This is a genomic window from Vibrio sp. Isolate32, from assembly GCF_022397955.1.
GTDB lineage: Bacteria > Pseudomonadota > Gammaproteobacteria > Enterobacterales > Vibrionaceae > Vibrio.
The window spans coordinates 165,555-180,001 of sequence record NZ_JAKEUQ010000007.1 but is presented as its reverse complement, the minus strand read 5'-3'; the positions used below and the strand labels follow the sequence as shown (position 1 = coordinate 180,001).

Here is a 14,447-nt window from a genome sequence, read left to right as displayed (position 1 = left end):
AGCTGCAAGGTGAACTTGGGTTTACTGCTGTGCTGCATACCCACAGCCGACAACGAAACTTGCACCCACACCTGCACATTATTGTGGCAGCAGGCAGTTACGACCCATCCAGACAAACGTGGCACAAAGGCAACAAGCATTACCTTTTTAACGCGTTAGCTTTGGCCAAAGTCTGGCGGGCAAGAATGTTAGAGGCCATGAATCAACATCCAACGTTGTGGCTGCCAAGTGGCATACCCAAACAATGGGTGGTTGATTGTAGGCAGGTTGGTTATGGTCAGTCAGCACTGAACTATTTATCTCGCTACCTCTATCGTGGTGTGCTGCCTGATGAAGACATTATCAAGGTCACCGATGATACGGTCACCTTCCGTTATAAAGAGAGTCAGACCAAAGCATGGCAAACTCGAACCTTACCCATCCTTGAGTTCTTGCTGCTCATCTTGCAGCACGTGCTCCCCAAAGGGCTACAACGAGTTCGAGATTACGGATTTTTACGTGGTCAAGCACACGCCTTAAGAGTTCGCATTCAACTGCTGNGATGAAGACATTATCAAGGTCACCGATGATACGGTCACCTTCCGTTATAAAGAGAGTCAGACCAAAGCATGGCAAACTCGAACCTTACCCATCCTTGAGTTCTTGCTGCTCATCTTGCAGCACGTGMTCCCCAAAGGGCTACAACGAGTTCGAGATTACGGATTTTTACGTGGTCAAGCACACGCCTTAAGAGTTCGCATTCAACTGCTGCTGTTGAACCTKCTCTATMTCATGCCGCCACTCACCGCACCGATAAGGACAAAAGCGATACGGGCATGCCCTTGCTGTCAGCATGAMATGGCGTGTGTTGGAGTCAGCCGACCCACGTAGCCGAAAGGCACCGATAATAAGGAGAATGGCATTGACGAAATCAAAGGAGATGTAACGACGAAAGAAACGGAAAACAGCTAACGGGTTGATAAGATTGCTATCGCAACCTTATCTTGACCTCGCTCGCCTTGAGAAAAGCCTCAAAGCGATGTGCCCTTCAAGTTCAATCGTACAATTTACTTAATAAAGTGGCTNCGGGCATGCCCTTGCTGTCAGCATGAAATGGCGTGTGTTGGAGTCAGCCGACCCACGTAGCGGAAAGGCACCGATAATAAGGAGAATGGCATTGACGAAATCAAAGGAGATGTAACGACGAAAGAAACGGAAAACAGCTAACGGGTTGATAAGATTGCTATCGCAACCTTATCTTGACCTCGCTCGCCTTGAGAAAAGCCTCAAAGCGATGTGCCCTTCAAGTTCAATCGTACAATTTACTTAATAAAGTGGCTTCGGGCTTGTTCAACACTCGGGATTTAGTGTTGGCTGCGCAACACCTTAATCCTTATCCGTTATGTGTATTGAGCAACGTACTCCGCAATCTTGTGGCTAGCTGAGAAGTATTGGCTTATAGGTAAGTCTAAACTTAGCTTTTCTATATCTACGTGAGACGCATCATACTTTTCTTCGAAGTCCTGCCAACTGACTCTAACCGTTTTTTGAATTACACAGTGCGTGACCAAGAGGTCTGCAAACTGTTCTGGGGAGTACCCTTTGGGCTCAGCAATAAAGTGCTGGCGTTCTGTTACGCTGGGATTTTGAGCTAAGAATAAATAGTAATTTGCTACATCTAAAACATGCACATATTGGTTATACCCTGTGCTAGGAGTAGCGACTTCTATTTCCGAGTTTGATTTTTCTTCGATTATTCGTTTGAGTTGGCAGCACTCTCCTCCGTAAATAATGCTAGGGCAATACACAATGTGCCAGTTGGAAGATAGCGCCTTTTCTAATGTTTCAACGTCCAATTTAACACTATCAAATGGCTTAAAATTAAACTCAACTAAATCTTTTTCACTCGCGGTCCCAAACAACCATATCCCTGACGTATGTATCTTAAGAGCACCTTTTGAAGCAAATTCATTTAGGTCGGAGAACAATTTCTGTTCGATAGCTAAAATTTGTTGACCATTAAATTCTGACCAGTGAGGGCGTGCACAATTTATAACAATACCAAACTGGTCATACATTTCACTACTTGTTTGTTTAACACTGTTAATATCTGCTTCGAGATTTGAACTTTCGCGTTGATAGGTGTAGACATCAAAGCCTTTGCTACGAAACAACCTTACGATATGGCGCCCCACATAGCCATTTGAACCGGCCACCAGTACTTTCATGTTACCTCTCTGTTTAATTTACACGTAACGTTTATTAGACGATAAATTGTCGTCTTTCATGCTTCAATAATGCAATTTGTTTTATATTATCTCAACTGATAATCAATAAGTTATGCCACATGAAGGGAAGCTAGGCTGCAAGATGTCGCCTAAAACGGGAATGCTAAGTTATCAACTTAATCGGATAAGTTTTAAAAATAATGTGAAATCGTCAGGTAACGCGTTCTTATGTGTTCAATCAACAACTTAATCTTTTTGGGCGGCTGGCGTGTAAAAGGGTACACCGCATAAATACCCAACTTCTTGCCCACCAAGTCAGGGAATATGTCCACTAACTGACCGTTGCGAATATCGTGATAAACCAGACAGCGCGGCACATACGCCACACCATGCCCGCCTAATGCCGCTTTTCTTAGCGCGGTCGCATTGTCCGTCGAGAAAGAGCCCGAAACGCGCACGATATATTTGTCGTTATCGGTACAACCGTCTTTACTGCGCAGAAACTGCCACTCACTCGCTCCAGTGGTTTGATAAGCGTATTGCAAGCAGTTGTGCTCAACTAAGTCCTTGGGCTGCATCGGTTTACCGTTCTTGGCGATATACGAAGGCGAGGCACACACCACCCATTGCGAATCCAATATATGTCGTGCAATTAAGCTGGAGTCTTCTAGGTAACCGGTACGAATCACCAAGTCCAAACCATCTTCTACTAAGTCAACAAAGCGATTGTCCAGTGACATATCGACCGTTAAACCTGGATGCATATTACAAAACTCGGCAACGGCGTCTGCCAAAATCAAATCTCCAGAGATAGTAGGCACTGACATTTTGATATGACCGCTGACATTTTCACCAAAGCCTGAAACTGCGTCCATAGCCTCTTGAGTCGCCTGCTTCACATTTTTGGCTCCGTGCAAAATTGCCTTGCCCGCCTCAGTCAGGGTCAATTTACGCGTCGTTCGATATAATAATTGCACGCCAATTTCTTCCTCTAGGCGTGCAATTCTTTTACTAACTACCGAATTTGTAAGGTTATTTTGCTCTGCCACCTTACTGAAACTGCCCAGTTCTACTACCTGTGAAAACAGGATCAAATCGTCTGCTCGCATTTGATTATGCCAATTTTGGAATTAATTATTTTCATTATTTCCCTATATCAATAAAAAATAAAGGGGTAAATTCACGCCAAATTAACAAAACAATTACAAAAGAGTCATTCCAATTACAAGATTCGCAACCAAATGGTTCCCGCTTAGAGGCCAATAGCGAGTCAAAAAATGACAACCCATAACGTGTTATCTACTTCAAACATGAACGTTTGAAAACAGTACGAGGAAGTACCCATGAGTGAAACTCTACTAGCTCTATTGGCCTTTTCACCAATAGTTGTTGCAGCGATTCTGCTGGTCGGCCTGAACTGGCCTGCGAAAAAAGCGATGCCAGTGGCATTTGCATTAACCGTTGCTATTGCCCTATTTGCTTGGGATATGTCTGGCACTCGCGTGCTGGCCTCTGTATTCCAAGGTTTCGGTATTACCGTGTCAGTTCTCTGGATTGTGTTCGGCGCCATCTTTTTATTAAACACTTTGAAGCACACCGGAGCTATCACCACCATCCGCAACGGCTTCACGGACATATCCGCTGACCGTCGTGTTCAGGCGATCATCATCGCTTGGTGTTTCGGTTCCTTCATTGAGGGCGCATCTGGCTTCGGTACACCTGCAGCTATTGCAGCACCGCTACTGGTTGCCATCGGCTTCCCTGCGCTTGCTGCGGTACTGATGGGCATGATGATCCAATCGACACCAGTATCATTCGGTGCGGTTGGTACGCCTATCATCGTTGGTGTAAACAAAGGCTTGGACACGCATAACATCGGTGAAAGCCTGATTGCTCATGGTTCTACTTGGGACGCTTACCTACAACAAATCACCTCAAGTGTGGCGCTGATTCACGCCTCTGTGGGGGTGATGATGCCAGTGTTGATGGCGATGATGCTGACTCGTTTCTTCGGTAAGAACAAAAGCTGGACAGAAGGTTTAGACATTCTGCCGTTCGCACTGTTTGCTGGTGCAGCGTTCACCATCCCTTACGCACTAACCGGTGTCTTCCTAGGTGCTGAATTCCCATCTCTAATTGGCGGTCTGGTTGGTCTGGCAATTGTTGTTACAGCAGCAAAACGTGGCTTCCTAGTGCCGAAATCAAAATGGGACTTTGAGAGCGAAGACAAATGGCCAGCTGAATGGCTAGGTTCTCTAAAAATTGACCTTGATGACAACAATCAAGGCCATAAGAAGATGAGCATGGCGATGGCATGGGCACCATACGTGCTGCTGGCTGTGACTTTGGTTGCGAGCCGCGTGAGCCCTGAGTTTAAAGGTCTCTTGAAGAGCGTTAGCCTATCGTTCAGCAACATCCTTGGCGAAACCGGTGTGAGCACTGCGATTCAACCTCTTTACCTACCGGGCGGTATCTTAGTATTCGTGGCATTGGTTGCTGTTCTGATTCAAGGCCGCAGCGCAGCGCCACTGACAAAAGCGTTCGGTGAATCAAGCAAAACACTGATTGGTGCTGGTTTTGTACTGGTGTTCACCATCCCTATGGTTCGTATCTTTATCAACTCTGGCGTGAACGCAGCTGACCTCGCGAGTATGCCTGTAACAACAGCAAACTTCGCCGCTGACCTTGTGGGATCTGCTTTCCCGGCATTAAGTGCAACCGTCGGCGCTTTGGGTGCCTTCATTGCAGGCTCGAACACAGTATCAAACATGATGTTCAGCCAGTTCCAATTCGAAGTAGCGCAAACCCTGACTATCTCAAGTGCTGTCGTCGTTGCCCTACAAGCCGTTGGTGCTGCAGCTGGTAACATGATTGCAATTCACAACGTGGTAGCCGCTTCGGCAACGGTAGGCTTGCTAGGACGTGAAGGTGCAACACTACGTAAAACCGTTATCCCAACGTTCTACTACTTGGTGATGACAGGAATCATCGGCCTAGTGGTTATCTACGGCTTCAATATGACAGACGCACTTATGTAAGCCATAAGCCGTCACCAAAGCACTTGGCGTTAATACTCAATTCCCCGACAGCGACACCGTCTAATAAGACAGTTGATGAGTTCCGGAATGGACACTAGAACACATCAACACCCACGGGTATTAACGCCATTTTCCCGAATTAAAGCAGCCCAAACCAAGCTCTCAAAGAAGAGCAACATCCCAAGAATTTAGGACTGAAATTATGATCATATCCGCATCGACTGATTACCGCGCCGCAGCAAAATCGAAATTACCTCCGTTTCTTTTCCACTACATTGATGGTGGTTCTTACGGAGAGCACACCCTACACCGCAACACGGCTGACCTTGCAGAGATTGCGCTAAAGCAGCGCGTACTCAACGACATGTCGGATCTAAACTTAGAAACCGAGCTGTTCGGCGAGAAGCTTGCGATGCCAATCGCACTGGCGCCTGTTGGTTTAACGGGCATGTACGCACGACGCGGTGAAGTACAAGCCGCCAAAGGCGCAGACAACAAAGGCATTCCGTTTACCATGTCGACCGTGTCGGTGTGCCCGATTGAAGAAGTCGCGCCTAAGATTGAACGCCCAATGTGGTTCCAACTTTACGTACTCAAAGATCGCGGTTTCATGAAGAACGTGCTTGAGCGTGCAAAAGCGGCAGGCGTGACCACTTTGGTCTTCACCGTTGATATGCCCGTACCCGGAGCACGCTACCGTGACATGCATTCCGGAATGAGTGGACCAAATGCAGCAGTACGCCGCGTATTCCAATCTATGCGTCATCCTAGCTGGGCAGTTGATGTCGGCTTGCTGGGTAAACCACACGACCTAGGCAACATCTCTACTTATCGTGGTTCTCCTACCAAACTGGAAGACTACATCGGTTGGTTGGGTGATAACTTCGATCCGTCGATTTCATGGAAAGACCTAGAGTGGATTCGTGATTTCTGGGACGGCCCAATGGTCATCAAAGGTATTCTCGACGAAGAAGATGCAAAAGACGCGGTGAGATTTGGCGCAGACGGTATCGTCGTTTCAAACCACGGTGGTCGTCAGCTTGACGGCGTACTTTCAAGTGCAAAAGCCCTACCTGCGATTGCCGATGCAGTAAAAGGTGACACTAAGATTCTGGTCGACTCTGGCATTCGCACTGGCTTAGATGTGGTTCGCATGATGGCACTTGGCGCAGACTGCACCTTGCTTGGCCGCTCTTTCGTATACGCATTAGCAGCTCAAGGACAAGCCGGCGTTGAAAACCTATTAGACCTTTACGACAAAGAAATGCGCGTTGCCATGACATTAACTGGCGCAAAGACAATCAAAGACTTAACTCGTGAATCTTTGGTGGGCTTAGATTAAGTCCGTCGATTCACTGTAATGCTTTGGTCTACTTAGACTGAAGTTCAATCGGTGTCACAGCAATTCCACTGCCGTTGTGACACCGTTTAAGCACTGGAAAATAAAACAAAAAACAAATCAGTGCCAAATAAGAAGCACAAGGAAGCAAAGATGGAGACAAACACATCCCATGAGCGAGTAGTTGACGCCAAAGCTTATCAGCAGCTTGAGGCGATACTGGCTCAAAGAATAGAAACGGAACGCATTGTCACGCAAGAGGCAAAGCGATTGGCTTACGGCACCGACGCGAGTTTTTATCGCTTGGTGCCGAAAATGGTTCTAAGGCTTAAAAACCTAGACGAAGTAATATTCACCATCCAAAGCTGTCGTGAACTGGGCATTCATTTTACCTTCCGCGCGGCAGGTACCAGTCTTTCAGGACAAGCGGTTTCAGATTCTGTACTTATCACTCTGACCGACGATTGGCGTGGCCATGAGATCGTCGATAACGGCAATCAAATCATTCTTCAACCCGGTGTGATTGGCGCTGATGCCAATAAATACCTAGCCCCTTTTCAACGTAAAATCGGCCCAGATCCAGCTTCCATCAACACCTGTAAGATTGGTGGTATTGCCGCCAACAACGCCAGTGGCATGTGTTGTGGTACCGCGCAGAACTCCTATCGCACTGTAGAAAGCATGAAAGTCGTGTTGAGCGATGGCACCCTACTCGATACCGCAGACAATGCCAGCGTTGAATCATTCAAGCAGTCACACAAAACGTTGTTTGATGGTATTGCTGAATTACATCGCCAAACCAGCTCAAATCAAGAACTCGCCGACAGAATCCGTCACAAATACCGTCTTAAAAACACTACGGGCTACGCGCTCAATGCATTGGTCGATTACCACGACCCAATCGAAATCATCAAGCACCTGATGATTGGTTCAGAGGGCACGCTAGGCTTCATCGCCGAGATCACTTACAACACGGTGATTGAGCACCCAAATAAAGCCTCAGCTCTGCTTGTGTTTGCGGACATCGAGCAAGCAAGTAAAGCCGTAACTACACTGTCCAAAACTCCGGTTGCTGCTGTTGAGTTGATGGATGGTAGAGCACTGCGTTCTGTCGCGGATAAGCCGGGTATGCCTGCGTTCATGCCAAGCCTAGATCTAGAAGCTGCAGCTATTTTGGTGGAATCACACGCCAGCTCCCAGCAGGACTTAGATTTACAATGTAAATCAATTTTGGATGCATTGGCTGATTACACGATTATTGAATCTGTTCCTTTCACGTCCGATCCGAAGACTGTCGCTACCCTGTGGGGCATCCGAAAAGGCATGTTCCCAGCCGTTGGTGCAGTGCGTGAAGTCGGTACGACCGTCATTATTGAAGATGTTGCTTTCCCAGTTGAAAACCTAGCGAATGGTATTCGAGAGCTGCAAGAGCTGTTCGATAAATACGACTACAGTGAAGCAATTATTTTCGGTCACGCCCTAGAAGGCAACCTGCACTTTGTATTTACCCAAGGCTTTGATAGCCAAGAAGAGATCGACCGTTACGGTGGTTTCATGGATGACGTTGCCGAGCTTGTCGCCGTGAAATATCAAGGCTCTCTGAAAGCGGAACACGGCACGGGCCGCAACATGGCGCCTTACGTAGAATTGGAATGGGGCAAAGATGGCTACGCTTTGATGCAACAGATCAAAGCGCTGTTCGATCCAGAAAGACTGCTTAACCCTGGCGTTATCATCAACGACAATCCAAACTCCCACATCACAGACTTAAAGCCAATGCCTGCTGCCGACGACCTTGTCGACCGCTGTATTGAGTGTGGATTCTGTGAGCCTGTTTGTCCGTCTCGCACACTGACCTTGTCACCACGACAGCGTATTGTGTTGTACCGTGAGCTGCAACGCCGCCGAGCTGCAGGTGAAGAGATAGAAGCCAGTGAACTAGAGAAAACCTTCGAATACCAGGGTATTGATACCTGCGCGGCAACAGGCCTGTGTGCTGAGCGTTGTCCGGTAGGCATTAACACGGGTGACTTGGTGAAGAAGCTTCGTGTTGCCAAGTATGAGAAGTTCACACCAATCGCTAAGTGGACAGCCGATCATTTCTCGACCACTACGAAGCTCACTAAAGCAGGCCTAAAGACCAATCAAGTAGCGAGTAAAGTCTTGGGTGCAAACACGGTCGGCAAGCTTACCAATGGCTTACGCTCAGTGACCAAAGGCGCGACACCGATTTGGATGCCAGAGATGCCGCAGTCCAACAGTCACTCGCTCACGGCTTCACCAATGACAGCCGCAACATCGAATAACACTAAAAAAGTGGTTTACCTTCCTTCATGTGCCAGCCGAACCATGGGGCAACAGAGCGATGCGAGCGACCAGCGCCCTCTTACTGAAGTGACCATGTCTCTGCTTAAAAAAGCCGGATTTGAAGTCATCCTGCCTAAGAAATTAGACGACCAATGTTGCGGTATGCCTTACGACAGCAAAGGGATGACCGACTTAGCCCAATCTAAAGTACAACAACTCGAAGAAGTCTTGTGGCAAGCGAGTCGTCAAGGTGAATACCCAGTATTGATGGACACCAGTCCGTGTGCCAAACGCAGTATTGAGCAGTTCACCAAGCCGTTAGAAGTACTAGAGCCGACAGGGTTTGTGAATCAATACTTGCTAGAGCACCTGACGCTAGAGCCACTTAAAGAGACCGTGATGCTACATGTCACTTGTAGCTCTCGCCGAATGGGCTTAGAGGGGGCTATGTTAAATCTTGCGAAGGCCTGTACCGAAGAAGTGATTGTTCCAGAGCATATTCAATGTTGTGGCTGGGCGGGTGACAAAGGCTTCACCACGCCAGAACTGAATGAAGCGGCAGTGCACCCACTCAAGGAACAAGTCCCAAGCAACTGCACTCGCGGCTTTAGCAACAGTCGAACCTGTGAGATCGGTTTATCACATCACAGTGGTATTCCATATCAATCGATCTTGTACTTGGTGGACGAAGTGGCGCAGTAGCTTCACTCATACTGCGAGCAATGTGCTCTAGTTTAAAACGAAAATGGCAGCCCAATCAGGCGGCCATTTCTTTATTCGGCTGAAATATATTATTGGACTAAATGCTATTAAGCGAGAACTACAGAGCCTTATGTTATTGAGCTAAGCGAATCAACTCTTCTGGCGAGTAGTGTTCTGCTTCTGCACCTTTGGCAATTAAGTCGATCACTTGGAACTCGCTCATGTCACCAAACTCTTTGGTCAAGTAATCACGAAACGCTTTTTCGTTCGGCCATTTTCCTCGCACGATATAACCCTCTTCTTTGTCGAAATCTTCCGTCTCAAAAAATGAAAAATCGGTCATACCAATATTGTGGCAATACAAAACAAGATACATCGTTAATCCTCAAACAAGGTTATTAATAAAAACTGACAGGAAGATAAAAATCCAACTCAAACACTTCATCACTATTAAGAAAGTGGTTCTTTTGATAATGCACATAAGCGGGCGTTGAACGTTGCTTAAAGCCTGAAGCGGGAAGCCACTTTTCTAATACCATACTGATCTGTGGGAGAAGTTCACCATATACACCCGTAAGGTGAAAAACCGCGTGCAATCCACTTGGAATCACCATCTGGTTAACGACACCACGATATTTAATCGGTTCATCTATCGCAATACACGCCACGTATCTACATTGGTCCATTTCAACCCATGCAGGGTTTGAGTGATGCAAGCCAAATTGGCTCGAAAAATCACGCTGTTCGGTATTTGCCCACGCCTTCAATATCAGCCAAGCATTCCGAATAGATCGGTTGTAGCCAGTATGACGAACATAGGCCGCCATGCGTTCTGGTACTTCCACAATTTTAGGCTCAGGTAATACACGTTGGGCAACCTTTAGATAGCCTGCCGCCACTTCAGGATCTTTCAAGTAAGGTTTTTCTGCTACCTGTAAATCATGTTTACGCCACTCACCCGGTGACATGTTAAAGGTCGCTTTAAATGCTCGGCTAAACGAAGACACCGAACTGAAGCCGCATTTATGAGCGATTTCAACCACAGACGAGCTGGTATCGAACATCAATTGATTGGCCGCATACTCCATCCGGGTGCGTCGGATATATTGATGCAACGACTCCCCGACCACACTTTTAAAGGTGCGATGAAAGTGTTGCTCTGAATAGGCCGCTATCTCAGATAACTCTTTGGCAGACAATGTCTGGCTGATGTCTTGGTGAATATGGAACAGAACATCATTGATTCGCGATATATGTTGACGTGACATCGTTTAAATAGCATAAATGGACATGTTTAAGAGCATAAACGGACACGCTAGTTTTTACAATTGCCGTGTAATATCAAGCGATAGAATAAAAACGATAAACGACGAGACACAACACATGGAAATCGCACAGTCATTACAACAAATTCAATCTTCATATATTCGAGAGATCCTCGCAGCCGCAAGTGATCCAAATGTCATCTCATTGGCCGGTGGTTTACCAGACGAGAAGACATTCCCTATCGATTTAATGAAGCCAACGCTAGAAAACCTAGCGAACATGCCTGAAGTTTTCCAATATGGTTCGACTGCGGGTTACGGCCCGTTGCTTGACCACCTAACACAAAGCTACCAATTGCCAGAGTCACACACGGCAATGATTTGTACCGGTTCTCAGCAAGGCCTAGATTTAATTGCGCGCGCGTATGTTGATCCGGGTGATGTGGTTGTGATGGAAGCGCCAAGCTACTTAGGTGCGATGCAGGTGTTTGGCCTAGTTCAAGCAAACATTGCGACCGTGTCTCAAACTGAATTTGGCCCGAACCTAGATGAGCTGGAAACGTGCTTTGCAGAGCAAGCGCCAAAAATGTTCTATGCTGTGCCTGATTTCCACAACCCAACAGGTGTGTGCTGGGCAACAGAAACTCGTCAAAAAGTGGCTGAGCTGTGTATCAAATACAACGTGGCCTTCATTGAAGATGCGCCTTACCGTGAACTACGTTTCACTGGTACAGAACTGCCGCTGGTTTCTTCATTCTGCCCTGATAACTCTATTGTTCTTCGTTCATTCTCTAAGATTGCATCACCAGGCCTACGTATTGGCGCGGTAACAGGCAAACGCAGCTACCTTGAGCCACTGATCAAAGTGAAACAAGGCGCGGACTTACACTCAAGTGTACCAATGCAAGCACTGCTTGTTGGTCTTCTAAAACATGAAGACTTCAACGTACACATGGAAAACATTCGCACACTGTACAAGTCTCGTTATGAGGTTCTGTTCTCAGAGCTAGAAAAACAACTGCCTGCAGATTGCGTGTTAAAATCCGTAGATGGCGGGATGTTCATTTGGGTTGAAATTCCAGAGTGCGATACCTTCGAATTAGCTAAAACCTTACTATCGAACGGCGTGGCGGTAGTACCAAGCCCTGTATTCTATCCAAAGGCCGGTGAAGCAAAAGCCGCACTGCGCCTAAACTTCACAAACGCCAACCCAGAAGAATTGACTGAAGCGGTGAAACGCTTAGCGGAAGTACTTAACCAAGCGTAATCGCTGATTAAGTAACACAGATTCAACACCAAGCCCTGCTGTATTTGTACAGCAGGGCTTTTTCGTTACTCAAGCCATAAATCCACAATAAAGCAAGTGATAAATAGCCCTACATTTGGTTGGTTTTTGTCCTACATCGCCTTGGTTATACTGCGGCGGATTTTAATAAGCCATCATGACAAGCTAGGTTTCATTGCCCAGCTATGATCAGAATAGGCAACCGCTCTGGATTTACGTTCCAGCTCGCAGAAAGGAAAAACCATGTCTCAATATGTTGTATGTGCTCTGTATAAATTCGTAGCACTTGATGATTACCAAGAAATTCGCCAACCGCTAACTGAGCTTCTAGAAGCCAATAACATTCGCGGTACTTTGTTACTTGCAAGTGAAGGTATCAACGGTACCGTTGCAGGTAAGCGCGAATCTATCGACGCTCTTCTTCAATGGTTCAAGCAAGACACTCGCTTAGCTGATGTTGTTTACAAAGAGTCGTTCAACGACGAACAACCATTCAACCGCACCAAAGTTAAGCTTAAGAAAGAGATCGTAACCATGGGTGTTGAAGGCATCGACCCTCGCCATGTTGTCGGTACTTACGTTAAGCCTAACGAATGGAACGACCTTATCTCTGATCCAGATGTGATCTTGGTTGATACTCGCAACGATTACGAAGTGGACATCGGCACATTCAAAAACGCGGTAAACCCAAACACGGAAACATTCCGTGAATTCCCTCAGTACGTTGAACACAATCTAGATCCTAAGAAGCACAAGAAAGTCGCGATGTTCTGTACGGGTGGTATTCGTTGCGAAAAATCAACGGCCTACATGAAAGAGCAAGGCTTTGAGGAGGTTTACCACCTTGAAGGCGGCATTCTAAAATACCTAGAAGAAGTACCTGAAGAAGAAAGCATGTGGGAAGGCGATTGCTACGTGTTTGATGGCCGTGTTGCCGTTAACCACCAGCTAGAAAAAAGTGGCTACGATGTATGTAACGCTTGTCGTCTACCAATCACAGAAGAAGACAAAGCCTCTGAGCATTTCGAGAAAGGCGTAAGCTGCCCTAAGTGTTTTGATAAGCACTCTGAAGAGCAGAAAGCGCGTTTCCGTGAACGTGAAAAGCAAGTACAGCTATCAAATGCACGCGGCGAAACTCACGTAGGTGGCGATGCTGCTCACCTAATCGAGCAACGTAAGAAAGAAAAACTGGCATACAAAGAGCAACAACGCTCTGGCAAAAAAGCGAAATAATCTCTTAGCAAAAACGCTGTAGCGATCAACGCAACTGAAAAAACAAAGGGCATCAGCGATTCCAATTGGGCACGCTAATGCCCTTTTTTGATCCTAATCTCGCTTTGTGTTTTGAACCACATTTATCTTCAAAAATAGGTTCTATACTGAAGTTAATTTAACGAAAGAGGAAGTGCCAATGCTCAATGAAAACCATGCCTTTATCTTAGATTTCCCAGAGCTGAAATTAGACATTGTTCAACTCAACCACGACGACGAAAAGTTCAAAGCAGACATGCAAAAGTACCATCAGCTAGATTATGATATCCGTCAGCTTGAGATCTCTGGTAGTCCAATTGATGACGACAGCATGCACTACCTAAAAGTAGAACGCATGGAGCTAAAAGACGCGCTACACAAACAGCTCACGCGCCACCACGCGCTTAAGATCGTATAGAAAAATAAATCCAACACTTTATTCTAAGCCATGCACCACGTATGGCTTTTTGGTTTCATCACAGCGTAAATCTAAGCTGATTCGGCTTCTTCAATTATGTTACTGTTTGCTTATTCGAAAGCGTTTGATAAGGAAGTGAGCAGAGTGACAATAGAAGAAGAAAATATACAATTCCAACTCGTTTCAAATTCTGAATTCGAAGAACTGTTTACGTGTGTTAAACAAGGTATTTTCATACACGTAGATAGCGTTTTCGGGTGGGACGACGACTTCCAACGCCAACGACTTTTAAACGATTACCACCCGTCTTGGTTTCATTGGATACGTCGTAAAAATGAAAGGGTGGGACTCGTCTGCTTTAAGCCTTACGACGACGCTTATCATGTTCACCTGTTGATCATCTCCCCTCAATACCAAGGTCAGTCTCTCGGTAAAAAAGTCATGTCGATCATGCACGAAAAAACGCTTCAAGAACAACGTAACCAAATCACTCTGTCGAGCTTTAGAAGTAACACTCGCGCCATTTGTTTTTATCAGTCACTTGGCTACCAAATTGTTGATGACAGCGATGAGGATTTTGTGGGGATGGCTCTCAACCTCGCTAACTCTCAGCCTCGCTAACCATAGAGAAAATA

The 14,447-nt window shown here is 46.3% G+C and carries 13 protein-coding genes; 9 read left to right on the top strand and 4 right to left on the bottom strand.

The annotated features are described in order from the left end of the window. Positions 1–545, top strand: a 545-nt coding sequence (locus L1D11_RS07795) for a transposase (protein ID WP_239862316.1), incomplete at its 5' end; no start/stop codon positions are given. A 4-nt stretch (positions 546–549) separates the two neighbouring features. Then, complete coding sequence (locus L1D11_RS07790) at positions 550–870, top strand: transposase (protein WP_345779308.1); 321 nt, start codon at positions 550–552, stop codon at positions 868–870. A 509-nt stretch (positions 871–1,379) separates the two neighbouring features. Here L1D11_RS07790 and L1D11_RS07785 read toward each other — a convergent pair. Further along, on the bottom strand, positions 1,380–2,207 hold the full coding sequence (locus L1D11_RS07785; protein WP_239832112.1) for an NAD-dependent epimerase/dehydratase family protein: 828 nt from the start codon (positions 2,205–2,207) through the stop codon (positions 1,380–1,382). Between the two features lie 191 nt (positions 2,208–2,398). Next, entirely contained in the window at positions 2,399–3,316 is a 918-nt protein-coding gene (locus tag L1D11_RS07780) for a LysR family transcriptional regulator (protein WP_239832113.1), read from the bottom strand. Between the two features lie 234 nt (positions 3,317–3,550). On the opposite strand from L1D11_RS07780, the gene L1D11_RS07775 reads away from it, so the two are divergent. The 3 genes from L1D11_RS07775 to L1D11_RS07765 all read left to right on the top strand — a co-directional run bounded on the left by L1D11_RS07775 (position 3,551) and on the right by L1D11_RS07765 (position 9,593). After that, a complete protein-coding gene (locus L1D11_RS07775) occupies positions 3,551–5,245 on the top strand; it encodes an L-lactate permease (RefSeq protein ID WP_239832114.1) in 1,695 nt (564 codons plus the stop codon). 202 nt (positions 5,246–5,447) lie between these two features. Continuing rightward, a complete protein-coding gene (gene lldD / locus L1D11_RS07770; RefSeq protein ID WP_239832115.1) occupies positions 5,448–6,587 on the top strand; it encodes an FMN-dependent L-lactate dehydrogenase LldD in 1,140 nt (379 codons plus the stop codon). 150 nt (positions 6,588–6,737) lie between these two features. Continuing rightward, the gene (locus L1D11_RS07765; protein ID WP_239832116.1) at positions 6,738–9,593 is read left to right on the top strand and encodes an FAD-binding and (Fe-S)-binding domain-containing protein; all 2,856 of its coding nucleotides are present in this window, start codon (positions 6,738–6,740) and stop codon (positions 9,591–9,593) included. A gap of 133 nt (positions 9,594–9,726) precedes the next feature. Here L1D11_RS07765 and L1D11_RS07760 read toward each other — a convergent pair whose 3' ends face one another. Together L1D11_RS07760 and L1D11_RS07755 are read right to left on the bottom strand one after the other, a co-directional pair. Beyond that, the gene (locus L1D11_RS07760; protein WP_004732776.1) at positions 9,727–9,969 is read right to left on the bottom strand and encodes a hypothetical protein; all 243 of its coding nucleotides are present in this window, start codon (positions 9,967–9,969) and stop codon (positions 9,727–9,729) included. A 22-nt stretch (positions 9,970–9,991) separates the two neighbouring features. Then, positions 9,992–10,861 carry a helix-turn-helix domain-containing protein gene (locus tag L1D11_RS07755; protein ID WP_215402763.1) on the bottom strand — a complete coding sequence of 290 codons (870 nt, stop codon included), beginning with the start codon at positions 10,859–10,861 and terminating at the stop codon, positions 9,992–9,994. 115 nt (positions 10,862–10,976) lie between these two features. Between L1D11_RS07755 and L1D11_RS07750 the strand changes: the two genes are divergently transcribed. The 4 genes from L1D11_RS07750 to L1D11_RS07735 all read left to right on the top strand — a co-directional run bounded on the left by L1D11_RS07750 (position 10,977) and on the right by L1D11_RS07735 (position 14,433). Next, the gene (locus tag L1D11_RS07750) at positions 10,977–12,125 is read left to right on the top strand and encodes a PLP-dependent aminotransferase family protein (RefSeq protein ID WP_239832117.1); all 1,149 of its coding nucleotides are present in this window, start codon (positions 10,977–10,979) and stop codon (positions 12,123–12,125) included. A 261-nt stretch (positions 12,126–12,386) separates the two neighbouring features. Then, positions 12,387–13,376, top strand: a complete 990-nt coding sequence (locus L1D11_RS07745; protein WP_239832118.1) for a rhodanese-related sulfurtransferase — start codon at positions 12,387–12,389, stop codon at positions 13,374–13,376. A gap of 178 nt (positions 13,377–13,554) precedes the next feature. After that, positions 13,555–13,812, top strand: coding sequence for a YdcH family protein (locus L1D11_RS07740; RefSeq protein WP_239832119.1), 258 nt, complete (start codon positions 13,555–13,557; stop codon positions 13,810–13,812). Positions 13,813–13,908: 96 nt separating this feature from the next. Then, positions 13,909–14,433, top strand: coding sequence for a GNAT family N-acetyltransferase (locus L1D11_RS07735; protein WP_239832120.1), 525 nt, complete (start codon positions 13,909–13,911; stop codon positions 14,431–14,433). Positions 14,434–14,447: the final 14 nt, after the last annotated feature.

Coding starts and splice junctions, on each gene's coding strand:
- L1D11_RS07785 (WP_239832112.1), bottom strand. CDS start 2,207: ATGAAAGTACTGGTGGCCGGTTCAAATGGCTATGTGGGGCGCCATATC.
- L1D11_RS07780 (WP_239832113.1), bottom strand. CDS start 3,316: ATGCGAGCAGACGATTTGATCCTGTTTTCACAGGTAGTAGAACTGGGC.
- L1D11_RS07775 (WP_239832114.1), top strand. CDS start 3,551: ATGAGTGAAACTCTACTAGCTCTATTGGCCTTTTCACCAATAGTTGTT.
- lldD (WP_239832115.1), top strand. CDS start 5,448: ATGATCATATCCGCATCGACTGATTACCGCGCCGCAGCAAAATCGAAA.
- L1D11_RS07765 (WP_239832116.1), top strand. CDS start 6,738: ATGGAGACAAACACATCCCATGAGCGAGTAGTTGACGCCAAAGCTTAT.
- L1D11_RS07760 (WP_004732776.1), bottom strand. CDS start 9,969: ATGTATCTTGTTTTGTATTGCCACAATATTGGTATGACCGATTTTTCA.
- L1D11_RS07755 (WP_215402763.1), bottom strand. CDS start 10,861: ATGTCACGTCAACATATATCGCGAATCAATGATGTTCTGTTCCATATT.
- L1D11_RS07750 (WP_239832117.1), top strand. CDS start 10,977: ATGGAAATCGCACAGTCATTACAACAAATTCAATCTTCATATATTCGA.
- L1D11_RS07745 (WP_239832118.1), top strand. CDS start 12,387: ATGTCTCAATATGTTGTATGTGCTCTGTATAAATTCGTAGCACTTGAT.
- L1D11_RS07740 (WP_239832119.1), top strand. CDS start 13,555: ATGCTCAATGAAAACCATGCCTTTATCTTAGATTTCCCAGAGCTGAAA.
- L1D11_RS07735 (WP_239832120.1), top strand. CDS start 13,909: ATGTTACTGTTTGCTTATTCGAAAGCGTTTGATAAGGAAGTGAGCAGA.